Origin of the sequence: Devosia riboflavina, assembly GCF_000743575.1 — a bacterium.
GTDB lineage: Bacteria > Pseudomonadota > Alphaproteobacteria > Rhizobiales > Devosiaceae > Devosia > Devosia riboflavina.
In genome coordinates, this window is the sequence record NZ_JQGC01000010.1 from 137,897 (window position 1) to 152,968 (window position 15,072).

A 15,072-nucleotide genomic window follows, 5' to 3' on the forward strand; every position below is an offset into this window, starting at 1 on the left:
AAGACCGATCACAAGGCCTCGCATCAGTTCAGACACAGCAAGGATCGCCCGATGAAGGCCGCCGTCATCGTGTTTCCCGGACTCAATCGCGACCGCGACATGATCGCGGCGCTGACCAAGATCGGGGGCGTGGCGCCCGCCGTGGTTTGGCACCAGGATGCCGACATTCCCGATGTCGACCTGATCGTCATTCCCGGCGGTTTTTCCTATGGCGATTACCTCCGCTGCGGCGCCATTGCCGCCCGCTCGCCGATGATGGACAAGGTCCGAGAACGCGCCGCCAAGGGCACCAAGGTTCTCGGCGTCTGTAATGGCTTCCAGATCCTGATCGAGGCGGGCCTGCTGCCGGGCGCCCTGATGCGCAATACCTCGCTCAAATTCGTTTGCCGCGAAGTGAAGCTTGAAGTCACCAATACCGACAACGCTTTCACGTCAGGCTATGCCAAGGGCCAGATCATCCGCTGCCCGGTGGCCCATCATGACGGCAATTATTTTGCCGATGCCGAGACGCTGGCTGCACTTGAAGGCGATGGTCGTGTGGCCTTCCGCTATGCGGCAGGCACCAATCCCAATGGCTCGATCAACAATATCGCCGGCATTCTCAATGCCGAGAAGAATGTGCTCGGCCTGATGCCGCATCCAGAAAACCTCATCGAAACCGCCCATGGCGGGATCGATGGGCGCGCGCTGTTTGCAGCGCTTCTCGACAAGGCGGCCTGAGGCCAACGGCCTCGATCGCAGTGGGAGAGCAACATGGTTGATGCAAACAATCCGCTCAATGTCGGCATCGTCGTCTTTCCCGACGTCGAGGAACTGGACTTCGTCGGCCCCTGGGAAGTCTTCACCATGGCCGCGCAACTTGGCGCGCCGCTCAATGCCTTTACGGTCGCCTGGCCTGAAAAGGCGCTGCGCTGCGCCAAGGGCCTGCGCATCGAGGCCGACTACGATTTTTCCGACGCCCCACCTGCTGATCTCGTGATCGTGCCCGGCGGCAAGGGCACGCGCACCATCATCATGGACGACGCCTTTATCGACACGTTGCGCGACTATCTGGCGGCCGCCAAATGGCAAGCGTCGGTGTGCACCGGCGCGGCGCTGCTGGGCCAAACCGGTTTCCTCGATGGCAAGCGGGCGACGACCAATCACGCCGCCATGGACTGGGTCCGCAGCATGGCCCTGAAGGCCTATTTTACGCCGGACGAGCGCTATGTGCGCCACGGCAGCGTCGTCACCAGCGGCGGCGTCTCTGCCGGCATCGATATGTCGCTATGGTTCGTCGGCCACCTTTTCGGCCATGACCTTGCCCATGAGACGCAGCGCGTCATGGAATATTATCCCGAGCCCCCCTACGGAACGACCCGATGACCCTTCGTAACGACATCGAAATCACCCCGCAGTTGGTCGCCGACCACGGGCTCAAACCGGATGAATACCAGAAGATTCTCGACCTGATCGGTCGCGAGCCGACCTATACCGAGCTCGGCATTTTCTCGGCCATGTGGAACGAGCATTGCTCCTACAAGAGCTCGAAGAAGTGGCTGCGCACGTTGCCGACGACCGGGCCGCGCGTGATCCAGGGTCCGGGCGAAAATGCCGGTGTCGTCGATATCGGCGACGGTCAGGCCGTCGTCTTCAAAATGGAATCGCACAACCACCCGAGCTTTATCGAGCCCTATCAGGGCGCGGCAACCGGCGTAGGCGGCATTCTGCGCGACGTTTTCACCATGGGCGCCCGCCCTGTGGCAGCGATGAACGCGCTGCGCTTTGGCGCCCCCGAGCACGAAAAGACCAAGCACCTGGTGCATGGCGTCGTCGCCGGCGTTGGCGGCTATGGCAATTCCTTCGGCGTGCCGACCGTGGCCGGCGAAGTCGAATTCGACGCGCGCTATAATGGCAATAACCTGGTCAACGCCTTCGCGGCCGGCCTCGCCGATACCGACAAGATTTTCTACTCGAAGGCAGAAGGCGTAGGCCTGCCTGTCGTCTATCTCGGCGCCAAGACTGGCCGTGACGGCGTTGGCGGTGCTACCATGGCTTCGGCCGAATTCGGCGACGACATCGAAGAGAAGCGTCCGACCGTGCAGGTTGGCGACCCGTTCACCGAAAAGCGCCTACTAGAAGCCTGCCTTGAGCTGATGGCCACGGGTGCCGTCATTGCCATTCAGGACATGGGTGCTGCCGGCCTGACCTGCTCCGCCGTCGAAATGGGTGCCAAGGGCGATCTTGGCATCGAACTGAACCTCGACAAGGTGCCGGTGCGCGAAGAGCACATGACGGCCTACGAGATGATGCTGTCCGAATCCCAGGAGCGCATGCTCATGGTGCTGCATCCGGAAAAGGAACCGGAAGCCCGCGCCGTGTTCGAAAAGTGGGAACTGGATTTTGCCACCGTCGGCAAGACCACCGACGACCTGCGGTTCCGCGTGCTTTGGCAGGGCGAGGAAGTCGCCAATCTGCCGATCAAGGAACTCGGCGACGAGGCTCCGGAATATGATCGTCCCTGGGTCGAGCCAAAGATTCCAGCGGCGCTCGCGGCAGATGACGTGCCGCAGATGGATGTGGCCGAGGCGCTCCTAAAACTCGTTGGCGGCCATCAGTGCTCGTCGCGCCGCTGGGTCTACGAGCAGTATGACACCATGATCCAGGGCAATAGCGTGCAGCGCCCGGGTGGCGATGCCGGCGTGATCCGTGTGCTCGGCCACGACAGCAAGGGCCTCGCCTTCACCTCGGACGTCAATCCGCGCTATTGCGAAGCCAACCCCTATGAGGGCGGCAAGCAGGCCGTGGCCGAGTGCTGGCGTAACCTGACCGCTACCGGTGCGGAACCGCTGGCGGCGACAGACAACCTCAATTTCGGCAATCCCGAACGGCCGGAAATCATGGGGCAATTGGTGAAAGCCGTGGGCGGTATCGGCGATGCTTGCCGTGCGCTCGATTTCCCGATCGTCTCGGGCAATGTCTCGCTCTACAACGAAACCAATGGCCGCGGCATTCTGCCGACCCCGACCATTGGCGGCGTTGGCCTGCTGCCCGATTGGCAGAAGAGCGTCCGTATCGGTTTTGTCGCCGAGGGCCAGCCGATCCTGCTCATCGGCGGTCCAGCCGAGCGCGGTTCGCATCTCGGCCAATCGATCTATCTGCGTGATCTCTTCGACCGTCGCGACGGCGATGCGCCGCATGTCGACCTCGCCGCCGAACGCAAGACGGGCGACTTCGTGCGAAAACTGATCCGTTCCGGTGCGGTTACCGCTTGCCACGATCTTTCCGATGGCGGCCTGGGCGTGGGCCTCGCCGAAATGGCGATTTCGGGCGGCATCGGCGCGACTGTGGTCGATATCGAAGGCTACGATCCCATTCTGCAGTATTTTGGCGAGGACCAGGGACGCTACCTCGTGACGCTCAACCTCGACCCGCAGGGCGATGAGATTACGGCGCTCTTCGACCAAGCCAAAGTCTTGGGCATCTATGCCACCTGGATCGGCAGCACGGGCGGCGCGGACCTCGTTCTGGGTCATGCCAAGCCGGTTTCGGTCTCTGCCCTGACCCAGGCTCACGAGAGCTGGTTCCCCAACTATATGTCGGCTTGATTAGCACTTAGCCGGCCCCTGCCATATGATCGCCGCTCTTTGGTACGCCAAAGGGCGGCGTGGTTTTTTCTGGAGCGTCTGATGAGATCGAAGCGTTTTCTGGCGATCGTCGTGGGTTTGGGCGCAGCGGCCATGCCGGTTGTAGCGCTCGGCCAGAGCGTCAGCGTTACCCGCTCAATCTTTGCCGACCAGCCCTATACGCTGATCTACCCCGAAGTCATGACCGCCACCGGCGGCGCAGGCGAGCCGCTGGTGATCAACCATCCCAATGCGCCACTACAATGCGACCTCACCATTCTGCCGGTGGAAGACACGCAATGGACCGCCGAGAGCGCGCTTTCGCAAATCGACGAGGCGGCCGTAACAGCATCCTGGGCCGAGACCTTTCCGGGTTTCGTGCTCGGAAATCGCGGCACCACGCAGTATCAGGACGCGACGGCGCTCTTCTATGAGGGCACCAGCGAAAGCTCGCCGATGAGCGTGCCCGTGACGCTGCTTCACACCGAAACCGTGGCGTCGGGCCGCGGCTATGCGCTCGACTGCATCTATGCCACGTCGGTTGCCGAGCAGATTCGCCCGCTGGTCGATTTCATCGTGGCCAATTTTGCCACGCGCTCCGACGCGGAATGCTGCATCGGCGCCACCGCCGAAACGGAACCGGCTCCGGCGCAATAGCATCGCCCGATATTGAAGCTGCCGCAGTCGCGTGCCATATCAGGCACATGCGCCGGAAACGGCAGAAACGAGCACGGGAGACTGCACATGCCAATGGACGCCACCGAGATCGAGCGCCGCATCAAGGCCGCCCTGCCCGATGCTGAAATCGAAATTCGCGACCTTGCCGGCGACGGCGACCACTGGGCGGCCTCGGTGATTTCCGAGAGCTTCCGCGGCAAGACCCGCGTGCAGCAGCACAAGATGGTCTATGATAGCCTGCAGGGCGACATGGGCGGCGCGTTGCATGCGCTGGCCCTGCAAACCAGCATACCCGAATAAGCTGCATGTCGGGCCTGCGCGAGTCGCTCGACCTTATCCGCATGGTTCGGCCCGAGGCCGGCACCGCGGCGCTGGAACATGAAATCGCCGCCGAGCGGGCTAATTCGCTCGGCGCAGCGGAAGCGCGCGTGATCAAGACACTGAAGGCGCTCGCCGAAGGATCGCTCAACCGGGAACTTGCCCTCGACGATGCCCGGGACGCGGTCTGGTCCTATTTCGTGCAGCGAGAATTGATCGGCTTCCGCCGCCACGCGGACGTCATTCAAGCGCTCGCCATTCCCGGCGACGTTCTCATCGGGCTCGGAGCGAAGCCGGCACGGCGGCCATGACCGAGCCGGGTTGCAGGTTCTGCCGGGCCAATGGCCTGTTGTCCGACAGTGTTATCCTCGAAACGCGGCACTTTTATCTTCTGCCCAGCCTCGATCCCACCTTGCAGCGCGCCGGCATGATCGTGCCCCACCGCCACAGCGAAAATCCGTTCGAGATGACGCCGGAAGAATGGGCCGATTTCGGCCCGGCACTTGCTGCCTCCCGCGAGCATTTTGCCGCTCTTGAGCCCGATGGCTACACGCTGGGATGGAATGTGGGTGCCGTCGGAGGACAGAACGTGTTCCACACACACCTTCACATCATTCCGCGCTTTGCCGGCGAGCCGCTCGAAGGCAAGGGCATCCGATATGCCTTCAAGCAACAGCGAGTTGGCACGTGACACGTGCGGTGATCTTCGACGTCGATGGCGTGCTTGTTCACGGCTATCACGCCCGGCCCGACCTGCACGAAAGTTTTGATGACAAGCTCCGCGCCCTCGGCATCAATGCCGAGCGTTTCCAGCGGGAATTCATCCACGACATCTTCATGAAGCGTGTCTTGATTGGTGAGGTGCCCATGATCGAGGCGCTCGACCGGCGCCTAAAGGCCTTTGGCTACAAGGGCTCGACGATGGCCGTGCACGATCTCTGGATGAGCCACGACTGTTTTCCCAACTCGCCCATGATCGACACAGTTCGAAAGCTGAAGGCGCATCCAGACGTAAAACTCTATCTCGCCACCAACCAGGACCACAGCCGAGCGCAGTTTCTCTGGCAGTCCCTTGGCCTAAGGGACCTGTTCGAAGACATGTTCTATTCGGCCCGATTTGGTCGCACCAAGGCGCATAAGAAGTTCTACGAGATGGCCGAAGCGCACATGCCCGTGTCCGACCTGCCGCCGATATTTTTCGACGACACGCCTAAAGTTGTCGATGCAGCGCGAAAGCATGGCTGGGACGCAGTGCTGTTTGGTACGCTCGACGATTGTACCACGCATCCCTGGATCGCCGAGCGCCTCGGGACGACGCAGTAACAAACATCGCCATCCGCCGATGGCTGATCTCGACAGCGCCACAGTCCTGTCCTATTTAGTGACTGAGTTCCGCCGGGCCTTGACCCCGGTTTACTGAAAGGCTCCTCCCCATGACCGATATCAACGCCTTTATCGATGAGAAGGTGAAGAACAACGACGTGTTCCTCTTCATGAAGGGCACGCCCGATTTTCCGCAGTGCGGCTTCTCCGGCCAGGTCGTTCAGATCCTGAGCTATCTCGGCGTCGACTATGACAGCGCCAACGTGCTCGAAAGCCCAGAACTGCGCGATGGCATCAAGGCCTATTCCAACTGGCCGACCATTCCGCAGCTCTATGTGAAGGGTGAATTCATCGGCGGCGCCGACATCACCCGCGAAATGTTCCAGTCGGGCGAATTGCAGACGCACCTGCAGCAGGCCGGCATCGCGGTCAAGCAGAGCGCCTGATCGCTCGCTTTTCGAGAATTTGAAGGCCCTGCCCTAGCCCGGCGGGGCCTTTTGCTTTGGGAGCGCGTTCGAGCTTTGGCAGACCAAGTCATCACGGGAACTGATGAGGCCCATTCGAGAATATCGCTTTGCGTGATGAGGGCTCGGGCGTACTAAAAGCACCTAATATCCGGATGCTTCCCATGAACACTTCCGCCCTTCGCCCCGCAGTGCCACTGCTCGTCCTGATCATCGCCGGCTGCATGGTCGCGGCCATCGGCAATGGTGTCCGCACCAGTTTTGGCCTCTTCACGCTGCCGATGACCGGCGATCTCGGCCTCAGCCGCGAAGGCTGGGGCATGGCCATGGCGATCCAGAACCTCGCCTGGGGTATCGCGCAGCCTTTTGCCGGCGCCTATGCCGACCGGGTCGGCACGGGCCGGACCATCGCTATCGGCGCTGCCGTCTATGCGCTGGGTGTCTTCGGCATGGCCTTCTCGCCGTCTGCCAGCATGCTCTCGCTCACGGCGGGCATTGTCACAGGCGTCGGCATTGCCGTCTGTTCCTTCTCGGTGGTCATGGCGGCCTTCGGCCGCTCGGTGCCGATGGAAAAGCGCTCGCTGATCTTTGGCGTCGCCACCGCCGCTTCGTCCTTCGGCCAGTTCGCCTTTGCGCCGATCAGCCAGGGCTTCATCAATGCCTTTGGTTGGCAGTCCGCCCTGATCTATCTCGGCATGGCGCTACTGCTGATCATTCCGCTCAGCTATGCCCTGCGTGGCCGCACCGAAAATCCGGTCGGTCACGCCGATCTGCCCTTCATGGAAGCGCTGGCAAAGGCCTGGGGCCATGGCTCCTATCGGCTCCTCGTGATCGGCTTCTTCGTCTGCGGCTTCCACCTGGCCTTCATCAACGTGCACATGCCGGCCTATCTGGTGCAGTGCGGGCTTTCGCCTGAAGTCGGTAGCTGGACGATTGCGGTCATTGGCCTCTTCAACATCGTTGGGTCGCTGCTGGCCGGCTATCTCGGCGGCAAGCTGCCCAAGCAGTTGCTGCTGGCATCGATCTATTTTCTGCGAGCCCTGGCCATCGGTCTCTTCCTGCTGATTCCGGTCAGCGAAGTGACGGCCTATGCCTTCGCAGCCGCCATGGGTCTGCTCTGGCTCTCGACCGTGCCGCTGACGGCGGGCCTCGTGACCCTGTTCTTCGGCGCGCGTTATATGGGCATGCTCTATGGCGTCGCTTTCTTCAGCCACCAGCTCGGTTCTTTCGTGGGCGTCTGGCTTGGCGGCTTCGCCTTCGACATGACCGGCTCCTATGCGCTGGTCTGGTATCTAGGCATTGTGCTGGGCCTCGCCTCCGCGGCGCTGCACATTCCGATCAACGAGCGCAGCGTGCCCAACTTCTCGCTGAGGCCCGCCTGAGGACAAATTTTCAATTATCGTCATTTGACGATACAGACTTGCCAATGCGGCCGGACAGGTTCATGGTCCGGCCGTAATTTTGCCGCCCCTTCCCCTGGGCGCCCTCATACTGAGCAATAATCATGTCCGACCATTTTACTCGGGTGCTTTCGCGCCCCGAATTCATTGCCCTTATGGCCGCGCTGATGGCGCTCAATGCCCTTGCCATCGACGTCATGCTGCCGGCCCTGCCCTATATGGGCGAAGCTCTGGGCGTCGCCAACGAGAACGAGCGCCAGTTCGTCGTCTCCTCCTACATGCTGGGCATGGGCATTGCCGTGCTCGCTTTCGGCCCGCTCTCCGACCGTTTCGGCCGCCGCGGTCCCCTGCTCGTCGGTATGGCTATCTATATCGTCGCCGCGATCGCGGCGATCTTCGCGCCCACCTTCGGCATATTGCTACTGCTGCGTTTCATTCAGGGCATGGGGGCTGCCAGCGTTCGCGTGATCACCATGTCCGTGGTGCGCGACCGGTATTCCGGCCGCGAAATGGCCGAGGTCATGTCGCTCACCTTCATGGTGTTCATGGCCATCCCCATCATCGCGCCCGGCGTCGGCCAGATTCTGCTGCTGACCGGCCCCTGGCAGACGATCTTCATCTTCATGGGCGTGCTCGCCGCCGCTTTCTGGTTCTGGACCTATAGGCGCCTGCCGGAAACCCTGGCGCTCGACAAGCGCCGTCCGCTGACCTTCTCGGGCATTGCGACGAGCTTCAAGATCGTCTTCACCAATCGCCCGGCGATTTCCTATGGCCTCGCCGGCACGTTCCTCTTTGGCGCGCTCTTTGGCTTCATCAGCTCGAGCCAGCAAATCTATGTCGATATCTATGGGCTCGGCGTCTATTTCCCCGTGGCCTTCGCGGCCATGGCTGGTCTGATGGCGGTGTCGTCCTTCACCAATTCGCGGATCGTCCGCCGCTTCGGCATGCGTCGCCTGTCGCACGGGGCCATGCTGTCCTTCACCATTGTCAGCGGCATCTGGCTGGCCTTGGCACTGGCAGGCTTCATGCCGCTGTGGCTGTTCTTCCCGCTGCTTGCGATCATCATGTTCAGCTTCGGCTGGGCCTCGTCGAACATGAACTCGCTCTCCATGGAGCCGCTCGGCGCTGTGGCCGGTACGGCGTCTTCGGTCTTCGGGTTCATCCAGACTGTCGGCGGTGCGCTGATCGGCAGCTATACGGGGCAGCATTTCGACGGCACAACGGTGCCGGCAGCCACGGGCTATTTCACCATGGGTATCCTGGCGCTGATCTGCATTCTCATTGCCGAAAAGGGAAAACTCTTCGGCGTGGGCGAGCAATATGCGCACCCCAAGGGCGAACCGGTGATGGAAGCCCACTGAGTTTGAAGCCACCCAATTCGCCGGGTGGCTTTTTTCTTGTCTAGTTTGCCGGGTCGGTGCTGGGCAGCGCCAATTGAGTGCGGTCGGAATAGACGTGATCGACCAGCCCCCAGGCCTTGGCGTCTTCCGGCGCCATATAGCGATCGCGCTCGAGTGCGGCTTCAACCTCCTCATATGTCCGGCCGCAATGCTTGGCATAGATGCCGTTGGTCAGCCGCTTGAGCCTCCTGCTCTCTTCGGCATGGATAAGAATATCCGTGACCTTGCCCTGATAGCCTCCTGAAGGCTGGTGCATCATGATCGACGTATTGGGCAGGCTGGCGCGCTGGCCGGCCTCTCCAGCGGCAAGGATCAGGGTGGCTGCAGAAGCGGCCATGCCCATGCAGAGCGTGCCGACCGGCGCCTTGATGAATTGCATCGTGTCGTACATCGAGAGAGCCGCCGTCACGACGCCGCCGGGCGAGTTGATATACATGTAGATCGGCTTGGTCGGCGCTTCGGCCTCGAGGAAAAGCAACTGGGCGCAGACCAGCGAGGCCATGTTGTCCTCGACCTCGCCATTCACGAAGATGATCCGCTCGCGCAGCAGACGCGAGTAAATATCAAAAGCCCGTTCGCCGCGGCTCGATTGTTCCACGACCATAGGGACGAGTTGCATCATGTCGCGCATAGGCGACCTCCGTTCAGTTGGAGTTTTTGGAAGCTTCGGGGGTGTGTGCGGGCCTCAGGCGGCCAGCATCATCACCGGTTCATTGCTATTGGCCGGCTGCGGCAGCGCAATCGGCGCATGCGTCAGGCGAAACCAGGTGCCGCCATCTTCGCGCGGAGAAATCTCGAAGGTGACGAGGCTTTCCTCGGGCTCCGCGGCGGTCCCCTCGCCCGGCTCGCGCCAGCGATAGGTCAGGCTCTTGTTCTCGTCGGCCGCGACGACGGAAATTTCCGCATCGGCCGGCGGCTGCAACCAGCGTTCGAGATATTCGGGAATGGACAGCGCCCGCCAGACCTTTTCGGGCGGAGCATCGAGCGTGGTTTCGAACACCAGCGTGTCGGCGTCGTCCTTCATTGATCCATCTCCCTGAGCAGGTCTTTGAGGTTGTCGATACGGCTCGGCCAGAAATCGCGATAGCGCGCCAGCCAGCCATGCAGAGGCGCAAAGCCGTCGGGGTCGACGCGGTAATGCGCAAATCGGCCCTCCCGGCGTTCGCTGATCAGTCCCGCCCCCTTGAGCACGGCGATGTGTTGCGACATGGCCGGCTGCGAGATGGCAAAGCCCTCGCGCAGGTCGGTTGCCGTCAATTCATCGCCGGACAGCCGCTCGAGAATCGCGCGGCGGGTCGGATCGGCCAGGACTTTGAATATCTCTGCTTCGTTCATGCCTACACATAAGCACGGACTTATGAGTCGTGACAAGAGGGTTGCGGCCTGCTGGGCTCACGCTAGGCTGGGCATACCTCCCTTCCGGATTCTCCAATGACTGGTCGCACTTATCTCGCCATTCCCGGCCCTTCGGTCGTTCCCGAACGTGTGCTCAATGCCATGCACCGCGCCTCGCCCAATATCTATGAGGGCGAAGTGGTGGAGATGATGAACAAGCTGATGGCCGACCTGCGGCGCGTTGCAATGACGCGGCAGAATGTGGCCATCTATATCGCTAACGGCCATGGCGCGTGGGAAGCAGCCAACGCCAATCTCTTTTCGCGCGGCGACAAGGCCCTGCTGGTGGCGACGGGACTCTTCGGCATGGGCTGGGCCAATGCGGCCATCCGCATGGGCGTCGACGTGGAAATCCTCGATTGCGGCAAATCCGGCCCGGCCGATCCCGCACGCGTTGCCGAGCGGCTGAAGGCCGACACCGCGCACGCGATCAAGGTGCTGATGGTCACGCATGTCGATACGGCCTCTTCGGCCAAAAACGACATCGTCGCCATGCGCAAGGCACTGGACGACGCCGGGCACCCAGCCCTGCTCGCTGTCGACGCCGTTGCCAGCCTTGGATGCGATGAACTGCGCATGGATGACTGGGGCGTGGATATCGTAGTCGGCGCCAGCCAGAAGGGCTTGATGATGCCTCCTGGTCTCGGGCTGCTGTGGTTTTCGGACAAGGCAAAGGAACGCACGGCGGCCGCCGATCTCCGCACCCCCTATTGGGATTGGGGCCCACGCGCGATCGGCGCGGAGTTCTATCTATATTTCGGCGGCACGGCGCCGACGCTGCATCTCTTCGCCATGCGCGAAGCCCTAGCGATGATCCTCGATGAAGAGGGCCTAGAAGCCGTCTGGGCCCGCCATGCCCGCCTCGCCCGCACCGTTTGGGCTGCCCTTGAGGCCTGGAGCGCGGGTAATCCGCATATCGGACAGAATATTGCCAATCCGGCTGGCCGTGGCCATTCCGTTACCGCTGCGCGTATCAGCAATGGCGGCGCGCTAAAACTCCGGCGCTGGCTGGAGAGCGAAGCCGGCATTACGCTCGGCGTGGGCCTCGGCATGGCCACGGCAGATGAGCCCGCCTATGCCGACTTCTTCCGCATCGGCCATATGGGCCACGTCAATGCTCATATGGTCCTCGGCGTGCTGGCCAGCATGGAAGCAGGCATGGAGGCTTTGGGGATCTCGCGCGGCTCCGGCGCTGTCGAAGCCGCGGCGAAAACCTTCGGAAAAGCCTAGACGACGAAAACTTCGCGCCGCAGCTCGTCCCAGTTCTCCTTGCTCGGCGCCACGAGCAGCCCGCCGCCTGTGTGGCTGGCCTTATATTCCGAGCCATCGAAGCGGGCGACATGGGCGCCAGCTTCGCGCATCATCAGCGCGCCGGCGACGTGATCCCAGGGCATGAGCTTGTTGTACATGAGGAAATGCGCGTGTCCGCCAGCGGCCATGCGGTATTCATGGCCGGCGCAGCGGTAATTGGCGAACATCTTTACCTTGGCGAGATTGCCCAAGACCTGGCTGCGGACTTCCGTCGGCAGATAGGAAACCGAGGCGAGGCCGCCCATTTCGGCAAGGGCGGTTGGCTCGGCGAACTTCTGGCGCACGCGGCGACCATCGGGGAAAACCTGCCAGGTACCGCAGGCACGCTCGGTCATCAGGAAATCGTCGCCCATGGGATCGTAGATCACGCCGGCAACGGTCTCGCCGTTTTCTACCACCGCCGCCATGACGGCAAAGAGTGGCAGGCCGGAGGCGAAATTATAGGTGCCGTCCACGGGATCGACATAGATCACGGTGCGGTCTTCGAAGTGGCTGTTGAGCAGGTTCGGATTGGCGGAGACGGCTTCCTCGCCGATCACCACCGTATTGGGCGAATGGGCATTGATGGCAGCGGCGATGGCGCGTTCGGCGCTTTCATCGGCTTCGGTGACCAGATCGAAGGCATTGGCCTTGGAGCGCACCATGCCATCATCGAGCCGGCGGAAGCGCGGCATGATTTCGTCCTTGGCGGCCTGACGAAGAATGGCGGCCAAGCGTTCGATATTCATGCGTCTCTATTCCTTCTGATTGAGGGTCAGACCCGCAAAATCGAAAAGCTTCGGGTCGAGCATATGGCTGGGATTAATGTTGCCTAGCGCACGGATCATGACGTCCTTGCGACCGGGCATGCGCTTTTCGATATCGGTCAGCATGGCCTTCATTGCATTGCGCTCGAGGCCTTCCTGCGAACCGCAGAGGTCGCAAGGAATGATCGGGAACTGCATCGAGTCGGAGAACTTCTGCAGATCTTCCTCGGCGCAGTAGATCAGCGGCCGCAAAACGGCGAGATCGCCTTCGTCATTGACGAGCTTTGCCGGCATGGCCGCGAGCTTGCCGCCATGGAACATGTTCATGAAGAAGGTTTCGAGGCTGTCGTCACGATGATGGCCGAGCACCAGGGCGGTGCACCCCTCTTCGCGGGCGATGCGATAGAGATTGCCGCGGCGCAGGCGGGAGCAAAGCGAGCAATAGGTCGCGCCGGCCGGCAGCTTGTCGGTCACGATCGAGTAGGTGTCCTGGTATTCGATACGGTGTTCGATCCCCAGTCCTTCGAGGAATTGCGGCAGGATGTGCTTGGGGAAATTCGGCTGGCCCTGATCAAGATTGCAGGCCAGCAATTCGACCGGTAGCAGGCCGCGCCATTTCAGATCCAGCAGCAGGGCAAGCAGCCCATAGCTGTCCTTGCCGCCGGAAAGGGCAATCAGCCACTTCTCGCCCGGCTTCACCATGCCGAATTTTTCCAGCGCCTCGCGTGTGTTGCGGATCAGGCGCTTGCGCAGCTTGTTGAACTCGACCGAGCGGGGCGCATTCGCATAGATCGGGTGCGCGCCGACTTCGCTGTCATCGGTCGGCGTGGCGGGGGCTTCCATCACCGCGGTCATGGCGAAACTCTCTCTGACATCTTTGCGTAGCTGATAGCGTCTCGCGGGCCCAAGGGGAAGCAAAAGCGAGCGGGGCAAACCTTACCAAACCTTAACTTCGCGTCCTTGTTTTACGCCTATTGCCGCAGTTAGATGACACATCCTCCTGGCACCTTGGAGTCTCCCGGTGTTCCGCTCTTTTTTCCCCATTCCCAAGATATTCTTCTCGTCGGCCATCATCTGGATGCTGCTGACGACGCTGATCTTCCAGTTCGCCGGCGAGCCCGTCCGTCAGGTCATCAGCATCGACCGCTTCCTGTCGCCGGCGATCTGTTCGCCCGACCAGGTGCCCGCTGCCGAAACACCGGTTGCTCCGGCCGCCAACGCTCTGCCCGTGCCGGAGGGTGGCCCACAGGAGACCGATCCTAACGCGCCGGCCCCAGTCACGCAGCAAGCGGCCGTGCCGGAGACGGCTGCCGTCGCGACGGCCAATTGCGTTGTTGAAGACACGAACTTCCTCAATGGTGCGCGTATTTGGGAATACTGGTACATCCTCCTCTGCACCGCGGCCTTCTGTGCCTTCTGGTACTTTTATCGGCGGAACCAATGGTATTGGTGGAGTGTCGTCGGCAGCGCCGTTCTGTTCCTTGCGACATACAGCCAGGTCCAGCTCAGCGCTTTCGTCAACGATTGGCAGGGTAATTTCTTCAATGTGCTGCAACGGGCGCTGAATGAGCCCGGATCGGTCAGCCCCGATGAATACTGGCCCTACGTGATCACGATGATGGCGGTGCTACTGCCCAACATCATCTTCCTCGTCATTCTCGCCTTTTTCAACTCCCACTATGTGTTCCGTTGGCGCAAGGCGATGACCTCCTACTACATGGAATACTGGCCCCGCCTGCGCGAAACCGAAGGCGCCGCGCAGCGTGTACAAGAAGACACCATGCGTTTTGCGTCCATCGTCGAGGATCTCGGCACCAGCTTCTTGGGGTCATTGCTGACGCTCGTCGTGTTCCTGCCCATCCTCTGGCACCTCAGCCAGTCGGTGACGGAAATCCCGATGATCGGCGCGGTACCCGGTAGTCTCGTCTGGGTGGCGCTCGTTGTCGCCGCCTTCGGCACCGGCCTGCTCTGGATCGTCGGCATCCGCCTGCCCGGTCTGAACTTTGACAACCAGAAAGTGGAAGCCGCGCTCCGCAAGGAACTCGTTTATGGCGAGGACCACGGCGACCGTGCTGCCCCACCGAGCTTCCGTGAGCTCTTCGCCAATGTGCAGAAGAACTATTTCCGACTGTACTTCCACTACACCTACTTCAACCTGGCGCGTTACGCTTATCTCCAGGTTGCCGGCTATGTGCCGCTGCTGACGCTGTCGCCCTCGATTCTCGCCGGCACGATTACACTGGGCGTCTACCAGCAGGTGCAGAACGCCTTTGGTGAAGTGGCCGGCTCGTTCCAGTTCTTCGCCCGCGCCTGGACCACGATTATCGAGCTGCAGTCGATCCATATGCGTCTGAAGCTGTTCGAAAGCTACATTCCGCAGGATCAGGAACCGATCAAGGAAGAGCTGAGCGGCGCGGCAACAATCTAGGTCG

18 protein-coding genes are annotated in these 15,072 nt (G+C 61.5%); 13 read left to right on the plus strand and 5 right to left on the minus strand.

The genetic code is table 11. The annotated features are described in order from the left end of the window. Positions 1-51 precede the first annotated feature (51 nt). From purQ to JP75_RS12545, 11 genes are all read left to right on the plus strand, one after another. Positions 52-720 (plus strand): phosphoribosylformylglycinamidine synthase subunit PurQ, encoded by a 669-nt coding sequence (gene purQ / locus JP75_RS12495; protein WP_035083349.1) that lies wholly within the window; start codon positions 52-54, stop codon positions 718-720. Positions 721-753: 33 nt separating this feature from the next. Then, positions 754-1,365 carry a DJ-1/PfpI family protein gene (locus tag JP75_RS12500; RefSeq protein WP_035083351.1) on the plus strand — a complete coding sequence of 204 codons (612 nt, stop codon included), beginning with the start codon at positions 754-756 and terminating at the stop codon, positions 1,363-1,365. Then, positions 1,362-3,587, plus strand: a complete 2,226-nt coding sequence (gene purL, locus JP75_RS12505) for a phosphoribosylformylglycinamidine synthase subunit PurL (RefSeq protein WP_035083352.1) — start codon at positions 1,362-1,364, stop codon at positions 3,585-3,587. Before JP75_RS12500 ends, purL begins: the two co-directional genes overlap by 4 nt. 81 nt (positions 3,588-3,668) lie before the next feature. Next, positions 3,669-4,262 (plus strand): hypothetical protein, encoded by a 594-nt coding sequence (locus JP75_RS12510; protein WP_035083354.1) that lies wholly within the window; start codon positions 3,669-3,671, stop codon positions 4,260-4,262. Between the two features lie 87 nt (positions 4,263-4,349). Beyond that, positions 4,350-4,583: a BolA/IbaG family iron-sulfur metabolism protein gene (locus JP75_RS12515; RefSeq protein WP_035083355.1), complete on the plus strand. Its 234-nt coding sequence runs from the start codon at positions 4,350-4,352 to the stop codon at positions 4,581-4,583. 5 nt (positions 4,584-4,588) lie between these two features. Beyond that, a complete protein-coding gene (locus JP75_RS12520; RefSeq protein ID WP_244446306.1) occupies positions 4,589-4,912 on the plus strand; it encodes a DUF6665 family protein in 324 nt (107 codons plus the stop codon). Next, on the plus strand, positions 4,909-5,292 hold the full coding sequence (locus tag JP75_RS12525; protein ID WP_051960657.1) for an HIT family protein: 384 nt from the start codon (positions 4,909-4,911) through the stop codon (positions 5,290-5,292). The genes JP75_RS12520 and JP75_RS12525 overlap by 4 nt, the downstream gene beginning before the upstream one ends. Next, on the plus strand, positions 5,289-5,924 hold the full coding sequence (locus tag JP75_RS12530; RefSeq protein ID WP_160194685.1) for an HAD family hydrolase: 636 nt from the start codon (positions 5,289-5,291) through the stop codon (positions 5,922-5,924). The genes JP75_RS12525 and JP75_RS12530 overlap by 4 nt, the downstream gene beginning before the upstream one ends. 110 nt (positions 5,925-6,034) lie before the next feature. Continuing rightward, on the plus strand, positions 6,035-6,370 hold the full coding sequence (gene grxD / locus JP75_RS12535; protein WP_035083360.1) for a Grx4 family monothiol glutaredoxin: 336 nt from the start codon (positions 6,035-6,037) through the stop codon (positions 6,368-6,370). Between the two features lie 182 nt (positions 6,371-6,552). Next, entirely contained in the window at positions 6,553-7,770 is a 1,218-nt protein-coding gene (locus tag JP75_RS12540; RefSeq protein WP_244446307.1) for an MFS transporter, read from the plus strand. A gap of 122 nt (positions 7,771-7,892) precedes the next feature. Further along, positions 7,893-9,149 carry a multidrug effflux MFS transporter gene (locus tag JP75_RS12545; RefSeq protein WP_051960658.1) on the plus strand — a complete coding sequence of 419 codons (1,257 nt, stop codon included), beginning with the start codon at positions 7,893-7,895 and terminating at the stop codon, positions 9,147-9,149. A gap of 40 nt (positions 9,150-9,189) precedes the next feature. On the opposite strand, the gene JP75_RS12550 is transcribed toward JP75_RS12545, so the two are convergent. From JP75_RS12550 to JP75_RS12560, 3 genes are read right to left on the minus strand one after another with little or no spacing between them, the layout of a single operon-like run. Next, a complete protein-coding gene (locus JP75_RS12550) occupies positions 9,190-9,819 on the minus strand; it encodes an ATP-dependent Clp protease proteolytic subunit (protein ID WP_035083365.1) in 630 nt (209 codons plus the stop codon). A gap of 54 nt (positions 9,820-9,873) precedes the next feature. After that, positions 9,874-10,212: an SRPBCC family protein gene (locus JP75_RS12555; RefSeq protein WP_035083367.1), complete on the minus strand. Its 339-nt coding sequence runs from the start codon at positions 10,210-10,212 to the stop codon at positions 9,874-9,876. Further along, entirely contained in the window at positions 10,209-10,523 is a 315-nt protein-coding gene (locus tag JP75_RS12560; RefSeq protein WP_035083370.1) for an ArsR/SmtB family transcription factor, read from the minus strand. Before JP75_RS12560 ends, JP75_RS12555 begins: the two co-directional genes overlap by 4 nt. A 96-nt stretch (positions 10,524-10,619) precedes the next feature. Here JP75_RS12560 and JP75_RS12565 point away from each other — a divergent pair, with 96 nt between their 5' ends. Beyond that, positions 10,620-11,813 carry a pyridoxal-phosphate-dependent aminotransferase family protein gene (locus JP75_RS12565; protein ID WP_035083373.1) on the plus strand — a complete coding sequence of 398 codons (1,194 nt, stop codon included), beginning with the start codon at positions 10,620-10,622 and terminating at the stop codon, positions 11,811-11,813. Here JP75_RS12565 and JP75_RS12570 read toward each other — a convergent pair. Both JP75_RS12570 and ttcA read right to left on the minus strand, forming a co-directional pair. Next, entirely contained in the window at positions 11,810-12,622 is an 813-nt protein-coding gene (locus JP75_RS12570; protein ID WP_035083375.1) for an inositol monophosphatase family protein, read from the minus strand. The genes JP75_RS12565 and JP75_RS12570 overlap by 4 nt on opposite strands. Before the next feature lie 6 nt (positions 12,623-12,628). After that, complete coding sequence (gene ttcA / locus JP75_RS12575) at positions 12,629-13,483, minus strand: tRNA 2-thiocytidine(32) synthetase TtcA (protein ID WP_169745529.1); 855 nt, start codon at positions 13,481-13,483, stop codon at positions 12,629-12,631. 178 nt (positions 13,484-13,661) lie between these two features. On the opposite strand from ttcA, the gene JP75_RS12580 reads away from it, so the two are divergent. Next, positions 13,662-15,068: an SbmA/BacA-like family transporter gene (locus tag JP75_RS12580; RefSeq protein ID WP_035083379.1), complete on the plus strand. Its 1,407-nt coding sequence runs from the start codon at positions 13,662-13,664 to the stop codon at positions 15,066-15,068. Positions 15,069-15,072 lie beyond the last annotated feature (4 nt).